This is a genomic window from Streptomyces uncialis, assembly GCF_001905345.1.
Taxonomy (GTDB): Bacteria; Actinomycetota; Actinomycetes; order Streptomycetales; family Streptomycetaceae; genus Streptomyces; species Streptomyces uncialis.
In genome coordinates, this window is the sequence record NZ_LFBV01000001.1 from 1 (window position 1) to 18,103 (window position 18,103).

Annotated in this window: 13 protein-coding genes and 1 pseudogene; 9 read left to right on the forward strand and 5 right to left on the reverse strand. The window is 73.1% G+C overall.

Features of this window, described 5'->3' with window-relative positions; translation table 11 throughout:
- The first annotated feature begins 179 nt into the window (after window positions 1–179).
- Window positions 180–1,661: an HNH endonuclease gene (locus AB852_RS39445; RefSeq protein ID WP_073782292.1), complete on the forward strand. Its 1,482-nt coding sequence runs from the start codon at window positions 180–182 to the stop codon at window positions 1,659–1,661.
- Window positions 1,662–1,906: 245 nt separating this feature from the next.
- Here the strand turns inward: AB852_RS39445 and AB852_RS00010 are convergent, their stop codons facing one another.
- Window positions 1,907–2,209, reverse strand: a complete 303-nt coding sequence (locus AB852_RS00010) for a hypothetical protein (protein WP_073782294.1) — start codon at window positions 2,207–2,209, stop codon at window positions 1,907–1,909.
- A 132-nt stretch (window positions 2,210–2,341) separates the two neighbouring features.
- Complete coding sequence (locus AB852_RS00015; protein WP_073782296.1) at window positions 2,342–3,100, reverse strand: CDP-alcohol phosphatidyltransferase family protein; 759 nt, start codon at window positions 3,098–3,100, stop codon at window positions 2,342–2,344.
- A 277-nt stretch (window positions 3,101–3,377) separates the two neighbouring features.
- Here AB852_RS00015 and AB852_RS00020 point away from each other — a divergent pair, with 277 nt between their 5' ends.
- From AB852_RS00020 to AB852_RS00040, 5 genes and pseudogenes are all read left to right on the forward strand, one after another.
- A complete protein-coding gene (locus AB852_RS00020; protein WP_245876541.1) occupies window positions 3,378–4,313 on the forward strand; it encodes a zinc-dependent alcohol dehydrogenase in 936 nt (311 codons plus the stop codon).
- Between the two features lie 327 nt (window positions 4,314–4,640).
- Window positions 4,641–5,039 carry a 6-pyruvoyl trahydropterin synthase family protein gene (locus tag AB852_RS00025; protein ID WP_073782298.1) on the forward strand — a complete coding sequence of 133 codons (399 nt, stop codon included), beginning with the start codon at window positions 4,641–4,643 and terminating at the stop codon, window positions 5,037–5,039.
- A gap of 239 nt (window positions 5,040–5,278) precedes the next feature.
- Window positions 5,279–6,361, forward strand: a complete 1,083-nt coding sequence (locus tag AB852_RS00030) for a glycosyltransferase family 4 protein (protein WP_073785097.1) — start codon at window positions 5,279–5,281, stop codon at window positions 6,359–6,361.
- Window positions 6,358–7,218, forward strand: a complete 861-nt coding sequence (locus AB852_RS00035; protein ID WP_073782300.1) for a class I SAM-dependent methyltransferase — start codon at window positions 6,358–6,360, stop codon at window positions 7,216–7,218. Before AB852_RS00030 ends, AB852_RS00035 begins: the two co-directional genes overlap by 4 nt.
- Window positions 7,202–8,395, forward strand: a pseudogene (locus AB852_RS00040) (lysylphosphatidylglycerol synthase transmembrane domain-containing protein); the annotation flags it as partial. The gene AB852_RS00035 and the pseudogene AB852_RS00040, both read left to right, overlap by 17 nt.
- A gap of 126 nt (window positions 8,396–8,521) precedes the next feature.
- Here the strand turns inward: AB852_RS00040 and AB852_RS40325 are convergent.
- Together AB852_RS40325 and AB852_RS00050 are read right to left on the reverse strand one after the other, a co-directional pair.
- Window positions 8,522–9,481, reverse strand: coding sequence for a RibD family protein (locus tag AB852_RS40325; protein ID WP_079184184.1), 960 nt, complete (start codon window positions 9,479–9,481; stop codon window positions 8,522–8,524).
- A complete protein-coding gene (locus tag AB852_RS00050; protein WP_073782306.1) occupies window positions 9,478–10,242 on the reverse strand; it encodes a creatininase family protein in 765 nt (254 codons plus the stop codon). The genes AB852_RS40325 and AB852_RS00050 overlap by 4 nt, the downstream gene beginning before the upstream one ends.
- A 239-nt stretch (window positions 10,243–10,481) precedes the next feature.
- Here AB852_RS00050 and ribA point away from each other — a divergent pair, with 239 nt between their 5' ends.
- From ribA to AB852_RS00065, 3 genes are all read left to right on the forward strand, one after another.
- Window positions 10,482–11,201 (forward strand): GTP cyclohydrolase II, encoded by a 720-nt coding sequence (gene ribA / locus AB852_RS00055; RefSeq protein ID WP_099279933.1) that lies wholly within the window; start codon window positions 10,482–10,484, stop codon window positions 11,199–11,201.
- Between the two features lie 417 nt (window positions 11,202–11,618).
- A complete protein-coding gene (locus AB852_RS00060) occupies window positions 11,619–15,809 on the forward strand; it encodes a Pls/PosA family non-ribosomal peptide synthetase (protein ID WP_079184185.1) in 4,191 nt (1,396 codons plus the stop codon).
- Window positions 15,810–15,892: 83 nt separating this feature from the next.
- Entirely contained in the window at window positions 15,893–17,218 is a 1,326-nt protein-coding gene (locus AB852_RS00065) for a M1 family metallopeptidase (RefSeq protein ID WP_073782308.1), read from the forward strand.
- A gap of 91 nt (window positions 17,219–17,309) precedes the next feature.
- Here the strand turns inward: AB852_RS00065 and AB852_RS00070 are convergent, their stop codons facing one another.
- Entirely contained in the window at window positions 17,310–17,993 is a 684-nt protein-coding gene (locus AB852_RS00070) for a polysaccharide deacetylase family protein (protein ID WP_079184186.1), read from the reverse strand.
- Window positions 17,994–18,103: the final 110 nt, after the last annotated feature.

The window sequence follows — 18,103 nt, forward strand, 5'->3', positions numbered from 1 at the left end:
CTGGCACAACCACAAAACCCGCCAGCCGGTCACACGATCACTGATCGCCTACGACCACTGATCGTTCGGAATGACTCGTCTAGCACTTGTCGCCAGAGTCCGACCATGGTGTGCGCCCCTCGTGCCCGGACCAGGCGCCGCGAACTCTGACTGTCAGGGGCGACGGTTAGCGTGCGGCCATGAGTGAAATCCAGCAGAACCCGATGACGGCTCAGTCTTCCCGGTCCGAGGCCACGCAGAACGCAGCCCGTCCTGTGCGGCCGGAAGTCGATGCGAAGCCGAAGGGCATCGCGCTGTACCACGACATGCGAGTCGAAGAGGACTTCGCCAAGTGTGCCACCCGCCTCTTCTCGATCCTCAAGAAGGCCGCAGCGACAAGCCCTGGCGCTCCACGTTACGTTTACCTCGACATCCAGGGGCACCGCAACGCCGCCGGCGGCTATGACGCCGATGCCTTGGAGATCATCCGCGAGTTCTTGCTGGGGTTCCTCTGTCCGTATCTCACAGAGATCAGCACACCGCTCTATCATGTGAGGAACCCTGAGTCGCAACGCGAAGACATCCCTGATGTCCTCAACGTACGAGACCCCTACGGTGAACACTCTTACGACCACCGTGAGTTGCGTGTACGTAACCGGGACAGCAGTCCTGACCAGCGGCGGTCCAGACCGCCGGTCCGTGCTATCGCCGACTATCTTGGCCTCGATGAGCCGATCTGCCTGATCTGCTGGCAGGCGCCGGTGGAGAGGGCCCACGTAGTCCCCGAGTCGCTCGGCGGCTCCAACGATGTGCGGAACTTTGCCCTCCTCTGCCCGCGCCATCACCGTGAGGCTCCCGATGTCGCGGACGCCGAGGCGTTCTGGTCCTGGGTCGACTACGCCTGTGAACGCGACGGCCATATGAAGTGGGAAGGCGTGGACCCGGAGATACTGGCGAAGGCGGAACGCGTTGGCCTTCAGATTGAAACACGCGGATCGGTACGGAAGAGCCTGCGTCATTTCGACCGGGTCCGTGACGAACTCATGCGTCACTACGGCTGGTGCCCGGAGGACTTCGCCGGCGGCTACCACTGGGGAGCGCTGATGGAAGAGTTCCACACGGTGATGGACTCGGCAACCAGCACTCACTTCAACGTTCCTAAGAAGGCATCCACCGAAGCGTGGGCCTTCGAAGTGGCCCGCAGACGCCTGAGAGACGGAGTAGCGGAGCGCGAGGCTGACAATCACGAGTCGGCGGCGTCAGGCCGTCTGTCGATTGAGTTGGCGGAGTGGACGATGCGCAAGTCGCCCGAGAGCCACGGTGCACAGAACCTGGTCGATGCCGCCCGGCGGGCCGACATCGCGATCGAGGCGGCGGCACTCGTGCGCGACATCATCTCTTCAGCGGGGGTTTCCAGCGCCGAGGAGGTGCTGCGGGGCATCATGGAGGAGGTGACCGACCGCACCGCACAATTTGATCGGCTGAATGATGAGTTGATGGGACAAGCGTCCTGCCGATACTGCGGTCACGCTATCGCCCGGATTGGGGACACTCCCTGGCGCCACAGCGCTGCGGCACCCATGTCTCGTGGCTGCCGGGCCGCGAGTTTTGATCGGGACGGCAATTGGGATGATTCTCTCGATCGAGCGTGGGTGGCAAGTCCGCCGAAGAGCTATCGGTGAGCTGTTCACAGTTGCCGGCCGAGTCACGGTGCGGTGCGTCATCGGAATCGCTGGGAGTTGCCGCCACTAGATGAGCGTTCCCCCGGTCAGAGCGACTTGGAGCTGGTGCGCGGGCGAAGAGATCCAGCCCCCTCGGGCATAAGGTGAAACCCCAGGTCACCTGGGGTTCTTTTGCTGTGTCCGGCGGCCTCGGACCCGGACCGCGCCGCTGGGCGCGGATCGCTCCCTGGCCTGACTCGGGTCCGCTACCCCGGGTAGCGCTGGACGATGCGGCCCCACCGTACGCACGCCACCGTCGGCAGGCACGTCGCCAGGATCAGCCACCGGTGCGGCAGGGCCCGGTGGCGCAAGGCGGCGTAGTTGAGCGACTCGGTGAGTGCGGCGGTCAGGAGCAGTAGGGAACAGGCCGTCTCGATGCCCGTCAGGGTGTTCTCGTCCCAGGCTCCGCCGGGCGTGGTGGTGACCACGGCGTAGGCGAGGTAGAGGTTCACGGCTTTGGCCGGGACGAGCAGGGCCGGCCATGGCGTGGCGGAGGGACGGCGGGGCATGGGAGGCAGGTCTCGGGAGGTCCGGATCGCCAGCCGTGGCCGGATCGCGGGTCGGGTGCCCGAATCCGTTTCCGGCCCGGTGCCGCGCAGCCAACCGTACCTGGACTCGGGGGAGTTCACGGCACGATGACCTCAGCCCACCGTCGCCGACTCCCGGGGTGTGGGGTCCCGGAGGGGGCGGGTTCGGTGCAAGGTGTGGATGTCGCGGCCGAAGGACCAGGTCAGGGTGGTCAGGGCGAGGAGGATCACGGGCAGGGTCAGCGGCCGGGGGAGGTAGGTGGCGGCCGCGAGGAGGGCCACGCCCTGGAGCGCGGCGACCGACTTGCGGGCCGTGCTCGGCGTCAACGGGGCGTTCAGCCAGGGCAGTACCCGCGCGGCGGCCACGAACCCGTACCGCATCAGTCCGATCAGCAGGACCCACACCCCCAGCCGGGCGGAGACGTACACACTGAGCACCAGGATCAGGAACGCGTCCACCTCCATGTCGAACCGGGCGCCCAACTCCGACACCGTCCCCGTGCGACGGGCCACCAGGCCGTCCACGGCGTCCAGGATCAGGGCCACCCCCGCCAGCGCCGCCAGCGCCGCCACCCGGGGCGGGCCGTCGAGCGAGTCCGCCACCAGGGCCGTCACCCCGCCGACCAGGGTCGCCCGCGCCAGCGTCACCCGGTTCGCCGGACCGAACGGGCCGGGCCGCGCCCGGCGCAGGGCGCGGATCAGGAGCACCCAGGTCCCCACCGCGAAGACGAGCCCCGTCAGCCGTCCCGCCGGGCCCAGCCCGACGGTCCCGGCCAGCAGCGCGAGCAGTAGCACCTGCGCCACCGCGCCCGCCGCGATGTCATGCCGCGCCAGCCGCGTTCCGTCCTCGCCAGATGCCTGGTTCAGGGCCATCGCGCACCTTCCGCCCTGGTGACAGGGCTGATTCCCGCCGCGTACCGTACTCGCGGTCTCTGCTCTCAGTACGTGGGGCCGACCGGGACCGTTCACCACCAGTGCTGTCCCGGCCCGCCCGCCCCATCCGCGCCACGCCCGCGACAGGAGCTGTTCCTTGGTCCTCAGCGCACCTCACCCCGCAGGTACCGGACAGGGTTCCGGTACCGGTCCGGCGGGCGCTCGTACCGCCCGTGCCTACTGGCTGCGCGCACCCGGGCAGGGGGAGATCCGCGAAGTGCCCCTGCCCGAACCGGGGGACGGTGATGTCGTCGTGCGGAGCCTGTACTCCGGGGTCAGCCGGGGCACCGAGACCCTGGTGCTGCGCGGAGGGGTACCCCGCAGCCAGCACACTGCCATGCGCGCGCCCTTCCAGGAGGGAGACTTCCCGGCGCCCGTGAAGTACGGATATCTCAACGTCGGTGTGGTGGAGGGCGGCTGCGCCGCGCTCCTCGGCCGGACCGTGTTCTGTCTGTACCCCCACCAGACCCGCTACGTCGTCCCCGCCACCGCCGTCACCCCGGTCCCCGGCACCGTTCCCGCCGCCCGCGCGATCCTCGCCGGGACGATGGAGACCGCCGTCAACGCCCTCTGGGACGCGGCGCCCCTGGTCGGTGACCGGATCGCGGTCGTCGGGGCCGGAATGGTCGGCGCCTGTGTGGCGGCCCTCCTCGTCCGCTTCCCCGGCGTACGGGTGCAACTCGTGGACGCCGACCCCGCCAAGGCCGCCGTCGCCGACGCGCTCGGGGTGCGGTTCGCGGCGCCCGACGACGCGCTCGGCGGCTGCGACCTCGTCGTCCACGCCAGCGCCACCGAGGCCGGGCTGGCGCGGTCCCTGGAACTGCTCGCGCCGGAGGGCACCGTGCTGGAACTGAGCTGGTACGGCGACCGCAAGGTGTCGCTGCCGCTGGGGGAGGCGTTCCACTCGGGGCGGCTGGTGGTGCGCGCCAGTCAGGTCGGGGCAGTGTCACCGGCCCGCCGTTCCCGGCGGGACTTCCGCGACCGGCTCGCCCTCGCGCTCGACCTGCTCGCCGACCCCGCCCTCGACGCGCTGATCACCGGCGAGTCCGCCTTCGACGACCTGCCTCGCGACATGGCGCGTATCGCGGCGGGGGAACTGCCCGGACTCTGCCACCGTGTCGTCTACGGGAGCGAGGGGCGGTGGGCCCCGTGACCGGAGCGGCGCCCGGAGAGGCTGTCCGGGCCGCGATCCTGGCCGTGCCCCTGGCTGTGACCGCGCCGGGGCCAGGTCGGTGACCCGGGCCCACTCCGGCCGCCGCGGCCGGGCCGTGACCCGGGCCGTGACCCCCAGCCCTGCTGACCGGCGCACCCGCGTAGCCCACCCGTACGACATCCGTACGACATCCGTACGACATCCGTACGACATCCGTACGACATCCGTGGTTCCGGGAGGTGACTTCGCTGAACGAGACACCGGCGGCAGCCGTATAGGACAGGAGCCCCGGCAGCGCACCGACATGCCGTACTGGAGGGTCAACCGTTGTTCAGCATCACCGTCCGTGACCATCTGATGGTCGCCCACAGCTTCCGCGGCGAGGTCTTCGGGCCCGCGCAACGTCTGCACGGGGCCACGTTCCTCGTGGACGCCACCTTCCGTCGCGCCGAACTCGACGCGGACAACATCGTGGTGGACATCGGGCTGGCCACCCGCGAACTCGGTACGGTCGTCGCCGCGCTGACGTACCGCAACCTGGACGACGAGCCCGACTTCACCGGCGTCAACACCTCCACCGAGTTCCTCGCCAAGGTGATCGCCGACCGGCTCGCGGACCGGGCCGCCTCCGGCGCGCTCGGGGAGGGCGCTCGCGGACTCGCCGGGATCACCGTCACCCTCCACGAGTCGCACATCGCCTGGGCGAGTTACGAGCGTGCCCTGTGACCCGCACGGACACACCCGCCGCCGTCACATCCCAGGCAGCCACGTCCCAGGCCGTCCCGCCCGTGGGTCCCGCCCGCCCCGGCGCCGGTGCGACTGCCGGTACCTCGGCCGGTACGCCCGCGCACACGGGTACGGGTACGGGTAGGTCCGCCAGTGCGTCCGCCGGTACGGGTACCAGTACGGCCGCCGGTACCTCCGTCTCCTCGTCCTCCCGCATCGTCCCGACCGACGCCCGGCCGATGCACTTCGTGATGCCCGGCGGTGTCGACGACCCGGCCGCGCCCAGTGGCGGCAACACCTATGACCGGCGGGTGAGTCTGGACCTGTCCGGCTTCGGCTGGGACGTCCGGGCGCACACCGTGGACGGCGACTGGCCCCGCCCCGACGCCGTCGCCACGGCCCGCCTCGCCCACACCCTCGCCGCACTGCCGGACGGCGCGGTCGTGCTCCTCGACGGCATCGTGGCCTGTCCGGCGCCCGAGACCGTCGTCGCCGAGGCCGAACGCCTGCGACTGGCGGTCCTGGTGCACCTCCCGCTCGCCGACGAGAGCGGGCTCGACGAGGCGACCGCCGCGGAGCTCGACGCCCTGGAACGCACCACGCTGCGCGCCGCGGCCGCGGTCGTCGCGACCAGCGACTGGGCCGCTCAACGGCTCGTCAGCCACCACGGGCTGGCCAGCCGCCGGGTCCATGTCGCCGCCCCCGGCACCGACATCGCGCCCCTGGCGACCGGCACCGACGGGATCTCCCGGCTGCTGTGCGTGGGCTCGCTCACCCCGCGCAAGGGACAGCACCGGCTGGTCCGCGCGCTGGCCACGGTCGCGGACCTGCCCTGGAGCTGCGTCCTGGTCGGCGGTCTCGACCAGGACCCCGGCTATGTGTCCCGGCTGCGCGCCCTCGTCGACGAACTGGGGCTCACCGGCCGGGTACGGATCGCCGGGCCCCAGGTGGGCGCCGAGCTGAACGCCAGCTATGCCCGCGCCGATCTGATGGTCCTGGCCTCCGACAGCGAGACCTACGGCATGGCCGTGACGGAGGCCCTCGCCCGGGGCATCCCCGTCCTGGTCACCGAGATCGGCGGGCTGCCCGAAGCGGTGGGGCGCGCACCCGACGGCAGCGTTCCCGGCGTCCTGCTGCCGGACACCGACCCGGCCGCCCTCGGCACGGCCGTCCGCCGCTGGTTCGACGAGCACGACGAACGCCAGCGGCTCAAGGCGGCCGCCCGGTCACGCCGCACCTCCCTCGACGGCTGGGCCACCACCGCCCGCAGTCTGTCCGGGGTCCTCGAACAGCTCCGCCGCGACACCTGGAGCGCGGTGTGACGGCGACCGCCGACCCCACGAGGTTCACCCCCGACTGGCTGGCCCTGCGCGAACCCGCCGACGCGGCGGCCCGCTCCGCCGCGCTCCTCGGACCGCTGCGGCCCGGACTGGTCGCCCACGCGCGGTCCGGAACTCCATTGGTCGTCCACGACCTGGGGTGCGGCGCCGGGTCCATGGCCCGCTGGCTGGTGCCCCGGCTCCCCATGGCACAGCACTGGGTGCTGCACGACCACGACCCGGACCTGGCCCGGCTTGCCGCCGAGCGGACACCCCGCTCCGCCGCCGACGGTTCACCGGTGACCGTGGCCACCCGCGGCGGGGACGTGTCCCGGCTGACGGCGTCCGCCCTCGCCGGTGCCTCACTGATGACGATGTCTGCTTTTCTTGACATCGTCACTTCGGACACCGTCGACAGGCTGGCGGCGGCCTGCGCGGGTGCCGGCTGCCCGGCGCTGCTCACCCTCTCCGTCGTCGGCCGGGTGGAACTCACCCCCGCGGACCCGTTCGACGCGGATGTCGCCCGTGCCTTCAACGCCCACCAGCGCCGCTCCGGGCTGCTCGGACCCGGCGCCGTCGAGGCGGCGACCACCGCCTTCACCCGGCACGGGATGACGGTCCGGGTGCACGAGAGCCCCTGGCGCCTGGGGCCCGCCCATGCGGCCCTCACCGCCGAATGGCTGCGCGGCTGGACCGGCGCCGCCCGGGATCAACGCCCCGACCTCGCCGCCCGGCTGGACGCCTACCGCGCCCGCCGGCTGGCCGCCTGCGCGACGGGCGACCTGCGGGTGACCGTCCACCACGCCGACGTCCTCGCCCTCCCCCGAGGAAGCCGCACCCCCCATGCCCCCACCCCCTGACCCCCGCACCACCCCGGCATCACCCCCACCCGCACCCGCACTTTCCGCCCGTCCGGCGAGCACCTGTACGGGTACGGACACGGGTACGGGTACGGGTACGGACGACGCCGGTACGGATACGGCACGGTCCCCGCACGGCGGCAGCACCCCGCCCGTGGACACCCCGCCCGGTCATGGCTCCGACGGCGACGCCAAGTCCGGACAAGGCTCCGACGGCAACGCCCCACCCGGTCACGCCCCGCCCAACCCCGCCCTGCACGGCCACACCCCGAAACGCGATCCGCCGGGCAGGCTCCGGACCTGGCTGCCGCCGCTCGCCGGGGCGGCGATCCTGGCCCTGCTGCTGTCCCGGCTCGGCACCTCCGCCGTCACCGAAGGGCTGACCCGCGTCACCCCGGACGCGGTGTTCGCCGCCCTGGCTCTCGGCGCCTTCACCACGGTGCTCAGCGCCTGGCGCTGGCACCTGGTGGCCCGCGCGCTGGGCCTCGGCCTCCCGCTGGGCAGGGCCGTCGCCGACTACTACGGGGCCCTCTTCCTGAACTCGGTCCTCCCCGGCGGGATCGTCGGGGACGTGGACCGCGCGGTACGGCACGGCCGGGGCAGCGGGGAACTGGGGCGGGGCGTGCGGGCCGTGGTCCTGGAACGCACGGCCGGACAGCTCGTCCTCCTGGCGGTGGCCGCCGTGGTCCTGACCACGTTCCCGTCCCCGGCCGCCGACCACGCCCGGCGGGCGCTCACCGGCCCGTGGACCGCGGCCGTCCTGGCGGTCGGCTGCGGGGCGACGGCACTCGTCGTCGCGCTACGCGCCCGTGCCGCCGCAGGGGCCGATGCCCGCCCCGCCGCTCCCGCCGCTCCCGCCGCTCCCGCCGGTACCCACGGTGCCGTCCGAGCCACCTCGGCCGCCCCCGCTACCCCCGCCACCCGCGCCCGGGCGGACCGCCGTGCCCTGTACGGACGCCGTACCGCCCCCGCCGTCCTCGGCGTCTCCGCCGCCGTGCTCGCCGGGCACCTCGTCCTGTTCTGGCTCGCCGCCCGGGTCTCCGGGGTCACCGCCCCGTTCGCCGTGCTGCTGCCGCTGATGGTCCTCGCGCTGCTCGCGATGTCCGTGCCGCTGAACATCGGCGGCTGGGGTCCCCGGGAGGGCGTCACCGCCTGGGCGTTCGGCGCCGCCGGGCTCGGCGCCGCCCAGGGCCTCACGGTCTCGGTGCTGTACGGGGTGCTCGCCGTCGTCGCGGCCCTGCCCGGTGCCCTGGTCCTACCGGCACGCTGGTGCGCACGGCCGGGCCGCTCCCCGCGCCGCCCGCTACGCGTCCGTGAGGTCCAGCTCGAAGAGGGTGTCCTCCCCGAGGCGGGCGCGCCGCAGCGGGGGACGCCGTGCCTCGCGCATCACGTCCGGCCCGTCGAACCGCAGCCCGGGCACCCCGTCCCCGAGCAGCACCGGCGCGACCGTGACGTACAGCCGCCGCAGGGCGCCGCCGTGCAGGAAGCGGGAGACGGTGACCCCGCCTCCCTCGACGAGAACCCGGCCGAGCCCCCGGTGCGCCAGCGTGGCGACCAGCCGGCGGGGCGTGAACGCGTCGTCGTCCGGCAGCCGCAGCACGGTCACCCCGTCGGCGACGGGCCGCCCGGGGCCGCTGCCGGGGCCCACCAGCCACAGGGTGGGCGCTGATCCGTCGGTGAACACCCGGCGGTCTGCCGGGACGCGCCCCCGGGGGTCCAGGACCACCCGGACGGGATGGGCGCCCGCGCAGGCCCGGACGGTGAGCTGCGGATCGTCCGCGACGGCCGTACCCGCGCCGACCAGGACCGCGTCGGCGAGCGCCCGCAGCCGGTGCAGATGACGGCGGTCCTCCTCACCGGTGACGTAGTCGGCGTCCCCGGTGCGGGTCGCGATGAATCCGTCGAGGCTCTGCCCCAGCTGGGCGAACGTGACACGGGGCCCCGCGAGGCACAGCGGGAGGTAGCGGTCGGCGAGGTCGGCCGCCTCGGTGCTCGCGGGCCCGGCCCAGCGCCAGCCGCCGTCCGGTCCGGCGACGAGCCCGGCGGCACGGGCGTCCGCCGGGGCGCGCACGTCGAGCAGCCGCCGCCATGCCTCGTCCCCGGACAACTCCGCTGCGGGTGGAAGGGATTCCGGGGTATGTGACCGTGTGTCGGGTGCCTCGGCGGAGGGGGAATGCGCACGGCCGTCGGCGAGGGGCCCTGCGTCGTTTCCGGGAGTGTCCGCGGGGTCGTTCCCCGGGGTGGGGGAGAGAGGGTGGTTCATGAGTCGTCCCCGTCCTGGGCGCCGGGTCCGCGGAGCAGTGCGTGGTACGCGCCGAAGGATTCCGTGAGTGAGTCCAGCAGGGCCGCGCCCTTCTCCGCGGTTGCCCGGGAGGGTCTGCCCAGCACACCGGTCGTGGTGTATTCCCGCATTCCGAGGGTCAGCAGATGTCTGCGGTCCCCGGCGGACCGGTCGGTGGATTCATGGCCGGGGCGCAGGAGTTCGGGGTGGGTGTGCAGCAGGATCGAGGTCTCGATCTCCCCGGCGTGCATGTCGTCGTGCGCGGAGGTCGATATCCCGGCGGTCTCCCGCGCCGCCTTCCAGTCGGCGGATTCCGGGAAAAGCGCCATGCGGATTCCCCATCCGGCGGATTCCTGGACGACATTGCGCAGGACGTAGTTCCCGCCGTGTCCGTTGACCAGTACCAGGGAACGTATTCCGGACCTCCGCAGGGAATCCGCGATGTCCCGGACCATGTGGTACAGGGTAGCGGCGGAAATGCTCACCGTACCGGCCCAGTCGGCGTGTTCATGGGAACACGAGACGGTGATCGGGGGAAGTGACAGCACACGATGCGCCGCCGCTATCCGGCGGGACAGCGCACAGGCGACGACGGTGTCCGTCACCAGGGGAAGACAGGGTCCGTGCTGCTCGAAACTGCCGATGGGGAGAACGGCGACATCCGCGTCCCGTGCGGACACCTCGGTGGTCGTCTCCGTCGGCAGGAGCAGGGCGGCGGTGCGGTCGGGCGCCGGTTCTTTCATCTCTCTCCTGTCCCTCGGGTCCCGTCCGTCGCACAGCACGGCCGTGTGGCGGACGGACGGTCGCGGTGCGCGGTGACATGGCGTACGGCGTTTGCCGGCGACTCGGCGGGCGCCACGGCAGGGGCAGCGTACGCGCCGCGCCCAACTCCCGGGGCAGGAGCCGGAAATGGGTGGTTGATGATGTTTTTTACGACGTTTTCCGCCCCCAGGAGGGGGGTGCTGACGGCTATGGTCTGCCCATGACAGCAGCCATCACGGAAAACGGCGGCGTCGGCGGTGCCGTCGCCGGAGAACTCACGGGGGACGTGGCGGACGCGGGGAGCGGCCGGTCCGTCGTGCCGGTCAACGGTGTCGAGCGTGTCGTGCGGGTCCGTCTGTCCACCGGTCACGGCGAGTTCCTGGCCGTCGGCTACCGGGACCACGCCCTCGGCCAGGAACAGATGCTCCTCGTCCACGGGGACATCGAAGGGGAACGTGTCCTCACCCGGCTGCATTCGGAATGCCTGACCGGTGACGCCTTCGGCTCCCGGCACTGCGAATGCGGCGGACAACTCGACGCGGCTCTCTGCGCGATCACCTCCGAGGGCTCCGGTGTCCTCGTCTATCTCCGTGGCCATGAGGGGCGCGGGATCGGTCTGCTCGCCAAACTCCAGGCGATGCGGCTCCAGGCCGACGGAATGGACACCGTCGAGGCGAACATCGCCCTCGGACTTCCCGTCGACGCCCGTGACTACACCGTCGCGGCGGACATGCTGCACGATCTCGGAGTGCGCTCCGTGCGTCTGCTGTCCAACAATCCCCGCAAGGGCGAAGCCCTGCTGCGGCACGGCATCAAGGTCGCCGAACGTGTTCCGCTGCTGATCCCGCCGAGCGAGGAGAACCTGGCCTATCAACGCGCCAAGCGTGAACGCCTCGACCACGATCTGCCGCATCTGGATGCGATCACCGAACATCTCTGACGGATCACCCGCGCACCGTCCGGGACACCCCGTTCCTGGCCCCGACGCGTCGTCCGGCCACCGCGTCCGCGCTCGCGTTCCGTGTTCACCCTTATGCCCCGCGTGTGTTCCCGTGCCGTCCGACGCGCGCCCGCGAGGAAATCCGGGCGAATTCCCGGTGCACTCCGCACGACTTCCCGGCAGACGATTCCTCACCCGCTTTCCGTATTCCCCCCCGCCGCGCCCCGCGCCGCCTTCCGGAACACGGAAATCACGCGTGGTGAACGACACCCCTGTACGGACGCCTTGCACAGAGAGGGATCATTCGCCCCGGACTAGTATGGGCCTGGTTGTTTGGTGCTGGACCGGAACAACCCCAGGCAGAGCTGAGGGCCCGCCAGCGCCCGGGACATCCCGGGAACGAGACGCGAGGACCCGATGGCCACGACGACACCCGCCACCGCACCGGAGGGCGACGATCTCGCCCCGCCCCCGCCCGGCACCGCCCCCGGTCCCCCCGCCCCCGCGGTCCTCACCGCGGGTCCCGCCGCCCCGCCCCGCACCCTGGTCGACATCCTCGACGCCTCCGTACGCCGCTACCCCGGCGAGCCCGCCCTCGACGACGGCACCACCCGGCTGACCTACCGGGCGCTCGCCACCGAGGTCGACACGCTCCGGCGCCGCCTCGCGCACTCCGGCGTACGCCCCGGCGCCCGGGTCGGGGTCCGCGTCCCCTCCGGCACCAACGACCTGTACGTCGCGATCCTCGCGGTCCTCGCCGCCGGAGCCGCCTACGTCCCCGTGGACGCGGAGGACCCCGACGAGCGGGCCGAGCTGGTCTTCGGGGAGGCGGGCGTCCACGCGGTGATCGGCGCCGGACACCGGATCGACCCCCCGCCCGCCGCGCGCACGGCCAAGTCCTCCAAGCCCTCCCCGACGCGCACGGCCACCGCTCCGGCCGCCACGGCTGTCACGTCCACTGCCACCACCACCGTCACCACCGCCGCCCGGACCGGCTCGGCCGCGCGAACCCCCACCGCCGCCTCCGCCACGGCCACCGGCCCCGGCAGCCCGGTCGGCACCTCCGGTGACCGGGCCGCCACCCCTCGCGGCCCGTCCGTCACCCACGGCAACCCCGCCACCTCCGAGGGTCACGCCGACGCGCCCACCCCCGGCACCCGTCCCGTACCCAACCCCGGCGGCACCCGCCCCACCCCCGCCGACGACGCCTGGATCATCTTCACCTCCGGCTCCACCGGCACCCCCAAGGGCGTCGCCGTCACCCACCGTGGTGCCGCCGCCTTCGTGGACGCCGAGGCCACGCTGTTCCTCACCGACGACCCCATCGGCCCCGGCGACCGCGTCATGGCCGGGCTCTCCGTCGCGTTCGACGCCTCCTGCGAGGAGATGTGGCTCGCCTGGCGGCACGGCGCCTGTCTGGTGCCCGTGCCGCGCGCCCAGGTCCGCAGCGGCGCCGACCTCGGGCCCTGGCTCGTCGAGCAGGAGATCAGCGTCGTGTCGACCGTGCCGACGCTCGCCGCGCTCTGGGAGCCCGACGCCCTCGCCGACGTCCGGCTGCTGATCTTCGGCGGTGAGGCGTGCCCGCCCGAGCTGGCCCAGCGGCTGGTCACCGAGGGACGCGAGGTCTGGAACACCTACGGCCCCACCGAGGCCACCGTCGTCGCCTGCGCGTCCCTGCTCACCGGCGCCGAACCCATCAGGATCGGCCTGCCGCTGAACGGCTGGGACCTCGCCGTCGTCGACGACGCCGGACTCCCCGTCCCGATGGGCGCCACCGGGCAGCTCGTCATCGGCGGCGCCGGACTCGCCCGCTACCTCGACCCCGTCAAGGACGCCGAGAAGTACGCGCCGCTCGACGCCCTCGGCTGGCCGCGCGCCTACCGCAGCGGCGACCTCGTCCGGGCCGAACCCGAAGGGCTGGTCTTCCTCGGCCGCGCCGACGAACAGATCAAGCTCGGCGGACGCCGGATCGAACTCGGCGAGGTCGACGCCGCCCTCCAGGCGCTGCCCGGGGTCGCCGGGGCCGCCGCCGCGGTCCGCACCGCACGCGGCGGCAACCAGCTCCTCGTCGGCTACCTCGTCACCCAGGACGGCTGGGACCACCCGGCGGCCGTCGCCCGGCTGCGCGCCGAGCTGCCCGCCGCCCTGGTGCCGCTGCTCGCCCCCGTCGCCGAACTGCCCACCCGCACCTCCGGCAAGGTCGACCGCGACGCCCTGCCCTGGCCGCTGCCCGGACTCACCACCGGCGGCCCCGCCGAACAGCTCTACGGCACCGAGGCATGGCTCGCCGAACAATGGAGCGAGATCCTCGGCGTGCCCGTCACCGGCGCCGACGACGACTTCTTCGCCATCGGCGGCAACAGCCTCGCCGCAGCCCAGCTCACCACCCGGCTGCGCGCCCGCCACCCCGGCGCCGCCGTCCTCGACATCTACCAGCAGCCCGTGCTGCGCAAGCTCGCCCGACGGCTGGAGAAGTCCACCCAGGACGACACCACCACCCGGACCGTCACCCCCGTCCCCCGGCGCGCCCAGGCCCTCCAGACCCTGCTGCTGCTCCCGCTGTTCACCCTGGCCGGACTGCGCTGGACCGTCGGGGTGCTCGCCCTCGGCAACGTCCTGCACCTCTTCGGCGCCTACCCGTGGGCGCCCACCGCGTCCTGGTGGCTGGTCGCCGCCGGGGCCGCCGTGTTCTTCAGCCCGCCCGGCCGGCTCGCCCTCGCCGCGGGCGGCGCCCGGCTGCTGCTGCGCGGCGTCGGCCCCGGCCGCTACCCGCGCGGCGGAGCCGTCCATCTGCGGCTGTGGACCGCCGAACGGCTCGCCGAGCTCGTCGGCGCGACCGCCCTCACCGGCGCCTGGCTGGAACGTTACGCCCGGGCGCTGGGCGCCCGGATCGGCCCCGACGTCGACCTCCACTCGCTGCCGCCCGTCACCGGACTGCTCAGACTCGGCCGGGGCTGCGCCGTCGAGTCCGAGGTCGATCTGTCCGGCCACTGGCTCGACGGCGACCGGCTGCACATCGGCGCCGTCAGGGTCGGCGCCGGAGCCGTCGTCGGCACCCGCAGCCTCCTGTTCCCCGGTGCCCGCGTCGGCAAGCGCGCCGAGGTCGCCCCCGGCTCCGCCGTCACCGGACAGATCCCCACCGGACAGCGCTGGGCGGGCGCCCCCGCCGTCAAACTCGGCAAGGCCAAACGCGACTGGCCCGGCGAACGCCCGCCCCGCTCCGCCGGCTGGCGCGCCATGTACGGGGCCACCGGCCTCGGCCTGCTCGCCCTCCCGCTGCTCGCCGCCGTCCCCGCGCTCCTCGTCGCCGCCGTGTTCGTCGCCCCCGGCGCCGGACCGGCCGACGCGCTGCGCGGCGCCCTCGTCGCCGTCCTCCCGGCGGCCCTCGCCTTCGGGTTCGGCTACGCGCTGCTGCTGCTGACCGCCGTACGCCTGCTCAGCCTCGGACTGCGCACCGGCACCCACCCCGCCCACAGCCGCACCGGCTGGCAGGCCTGGACCGTCACCCAGCTGATGGACCTGTCCCGGGAAACCCTCTTCCCGCTGTACGCCGGACTCATCACCCCCGTCTGGCTGCGGCTGCTCGGGATGCGCGTCGGCCGCGGCGCCGAGGTGTCGACCGTCCTCGCGCTGCCCAGCCTCACCACCGTCGGCGACGGCGCGTTCCTCGCCGACGACACCCTCACCGCGCCGTTCGAGCTCGGCGGCGGCTGGCTGCGGATCGGCCGCGCCGAGATCGGCCGCCGCGCCTTCCTCGGCAACTCCGGGATGACCGCGCCCGGCCGCAGCGTCCCCGACGGCGGTCTCGTCGGAGTGCTGTCCGCCACCCCGAAGAAGGCCAAGAAGGGCAGCTCCTACCTCGGACTGCCCCCCGTACGGCTGCCGCGCGCCGCCGCCGACGCGGACCACAGCCGCACCTACGAACCGCCCGCCCGGCTGCTGTGGGCGCGCGGTCTGGTGGAACTGTGCCGTCTGGTGCCCGTCTTCTGCTCCACCGCCCTCGCCGTGCTCACCGTCCTCGCCCTCAGCGCCCTGGCCCGCACCCTCGGACCCGGGGCCGCCGCCCTGCTCTCCGGCGCGGTGCTGCTGACCGCCGGACTCACCGCCGCGCTCGTCGCCGTCCTCGCCAAATGGCTGCTGGTGGGCCGCCACCGCACCGGCGAGCACCCGCTGTGGAGCGGCTTCGTCTGGCGCAACGAACTCGCCGACACCTTCGTCGAGGTCCTGGCCGTACCGTGGTTCGCCGGGGCCGTGCCCGGCACCCCGCTCCTCACGCTCTGGCTGCGCGCCCTCGGCGCCCGGATCGGCCGCGGCGTGTGGTGCGAGAGCCACTGGCTGCCCGAGACCGACCTGGTGACCCTGGGCACCGGCGCCACCGTCAACCGCGGCTCCGTCCTCCAGACCCACCTCTTCCACGACAGGATCTTGCGGACGGATACTGTGGACCTCCGCGAAGGCGCCACCCTGGGCCCGAACGGGATCGTGCTGCCCGGCAGCACGGTCGGGGCCCGCTCCACACTGGGCCCCGCGTCCCTGGTCATGGCCGGGGAATCGGTGCCCGCCGAGACCCGCTGGCTGGGCAACCCGATCGAGGCGTGGCGGTCCTGACCGGCGGCCCGCCACCAGCACACCGGGCGCCGTGCGAGCCAGCGGCACACCGCCCGAGCACAGCGCAGGGAGCGGACACACGAGTGAACGGCCCAAGGCCCCCGGCCCCCGACCCGTACTTCCCGGCGAACGGCGACGCCCGCTACCGGGTCCACCGCTACGAGCTCTCGCTCGACTACCGCCCGGGGCCCAACCGCCTCGCGGGCACCGCCCGGCTCGGCGCCATAGCGGGCCGCGCCCCGCTCACCGAGTTCCAGCTCAACCTGGCCGACTTCCGGATCGGCCGGGTCCGGGTCGAGGGCCGCCAGCCGCGCTGGACCCACCGGGGCGGCAAACTGCGGCTGTGGCCCACGAAACCCCTGCGGGCCGGGGCGGCGTTCACCGTGGAGATCCACTGGTCCGGCAACCCCAAGCCGGTGAGCAGCCCCTGGGGCGGTCTCGGCTGGGAGGAACTCACCGACGGCGCCCTCGTCGCGAGCCAGCCCGTCGGCGCGCCCTCCTGGTACCCCTGCAACGACCGGCCCGCCGACAAGGCCTCGTACCAGCTCGCCGTCACCACCCCGTCCGCGTACGGCGTGGTGGCCGGCGGACGGCTGCTGACCCGCACCACCCGGGCCAGCACCACCACCTGGCTGTACGAGCAGGCCGCGCCCACCTCCAGCTATCTCGTCGGCCTCGCCATCGGCAAATTCCAGACGGTGCTGCTCGGTGACCCGGGGCTCGGCGGGGTGCCGCAGTCCGCCCATCTGCCGTCGCATCTGCTGCCGGAGTTCTCCCGGGACTTCGCGCGCCAGCCCCGCATGATGGAGCTGTTCGGGGAGCTGTTCGGCCCGTACCCGTTCGGTGAGTACACCGTGGTCGTCGCCGACGAGGAACTCGACGTCCCCGTCGAGGCCCAGGGGATGTCCCTGTTCGGCACCAACCATGTGGACGGCGCCCGGGGTTCGGAACGGCTCATCGCCCATGAGCTGGCCCACCAGTGGTTCGGCAACAGCGTCGGCATCGCGGACTGGCGCCACATCTGGCTCAACGAAGGGCTCGCCAAGTACGCCGAGTGGATCTGGTCGGAACGCTCCGGCGGGCGCACCGCGGACGAACTGGCCTCCGTCGCGCACCGGATGCTCGCCGGACTGCCGCTGGACCTGCGGCTCGCGGACCCGGGCCGCCGCCATATGTTCGACGACCGGGTCTACGAACGCGGCGGCCTCGCCGTGCACGCCCTGCGCCACGCCCTCGGTGACGACGCGTTCTTCCGGATGCTGCGCGGCTGGACCGCCCAGCACCGGGGCGGCTCGGTCACCACCGCCACGTTCGAGGCGCACGCCGCGCGGTACGCGGACGGGCCGCTGGACGAGGTCTTCGCGGACTGGGTGCACGGAGCCGCCCTGCCCCCGCTGCCCGTCGGCTGATCCGGCACCGTGCAGCGGCGGCAGACGGGCGGACGGGCGGGCGGACAGGTGGGTGGGCGGCGCCGGGGGCGCCGCCCGGGTGGCCGTTCCGTCAGCAGGTCTGCTTGCCGAAGGTGTAGCCCTTGGACTTGAGCGTCTTGAGGATCTTCGGCAGGGCCGCCACCGTCTGGCTGCGGTCACCGCCGCCGTCGTGGAGCAGGACCACCGAGCCGTTGCGGACGTTGTTCAGCACCCGGGACTCGATGGCCGCCCGGCCGGGCCGCGCCCAGTCACGGGTGTCCACCGACCACAGCCGCACCCCCTTGCGCAGTGCCGCGGCCCGGTCCCGGACCGTCTGGTTCACCGCGCCGTACGGCGGCCGGAGACAGGTCGGGGTCTTGCCCGTGTGGGTACGTATCGCGGTGTCCGTACGGGTCACCTCCGACTTGAACTTCGACCAGGAGACCGTCCGCAGATCCACGTGCGACCAGGTGTGGTTCTGGACGCTGTGGCCCTCGCGGTGCGCCCGCTTGGCCGTCGCCGGGTTCGCCGTCACATTCGCGCCGGTCTGGTAGAACGTCGCCTTGGCGCCGTGCTGCTTGAGCAGGTCGAGCACCTTGGGGGTGTGGACGCCCGGCCCGTCGTCGAAGGTCAGATAGACGACCTTGGGCGCGGGCGCCGCGACGGCGGCGGGCGCCGCGATCATCACCGAGCCCGTCAGGGCTCCGGCCAGGACGACCCCCGCCAGGGCCGTGCGGCTCCGTCGGTGGCCGGTGGGGTGCGAGATGGTGCGCATGAAATGCCCTCCCCGTGAGAACAGTTGTCGCGATGATCGCCGGAACGGCACGTGGCAAGAGGTGTGTTGTGCCGCCCCCCGGCGTGCCCGCTCACGATGATGCCTGTTCA

Coding starts and splice junctions, on each gene's coding strand:
- AB852_RS00015 (WP_073782296.1), bottom strand. CDS start 3,100: ATGGCCCTGAACCAGGCATCTGGCGAGGACGGAACGCGGCTGGCGCGG.
- AB852_RS00010 (WP_073782294.1), bottom strand. CDS start 2,209: ATGCCCCGCCGTCCCTCCGCCACGCCATGGCCGGCCCTGCTCGTCCCG.
- AB852_RS00070 (WP_079184186.1), bottom strand. CDS start 17,993: ATGCGCACCATCTCGCACCCCACCGGCCACCGACGGAGCCGCACGGCC.
- ribA (WP_099279933.1), top strand. CDS start 10,482: ATGACAGCAGCCATCACGGAAAACGGCGGCGTCGGCGGTGCCGTCGCC.
- AB852_RS00060 (WP_079184185.1), top strand. CDS start 11,619: ATGGCCACGACGACACCCGCCACCGCACCGGAGGGCGACGATCTCGCC.
- AB852_RS39445 (WP_073782292.1), top strand. CDS start 180: ATGAGTGAAATCCAGCAGAACCCGATGACGGCTCAGTCTTCCCGGTCC.
- AB852_RS00030 (WP_073785097.1), top strand. CDS start 5,279: ATGCACTTCGTGATGCCCGGCGGTGTCGACGACCCGGCCGCGCCCAGT.
- AB852_RS40325 (WP_079184184.1), bottom strand. CDS start 9,481: ATGAACCACCCTCTCTCCCCCACCCCGGGGAACGACCCCGCGGACACT.
- AB852_RS00050 (WP_073782306.1), bottom strand. CDS start 10,242: ATGAAAGAACCGGCGCCCGACCGCACCGCCGCCCTGCTCCTGCCGACG.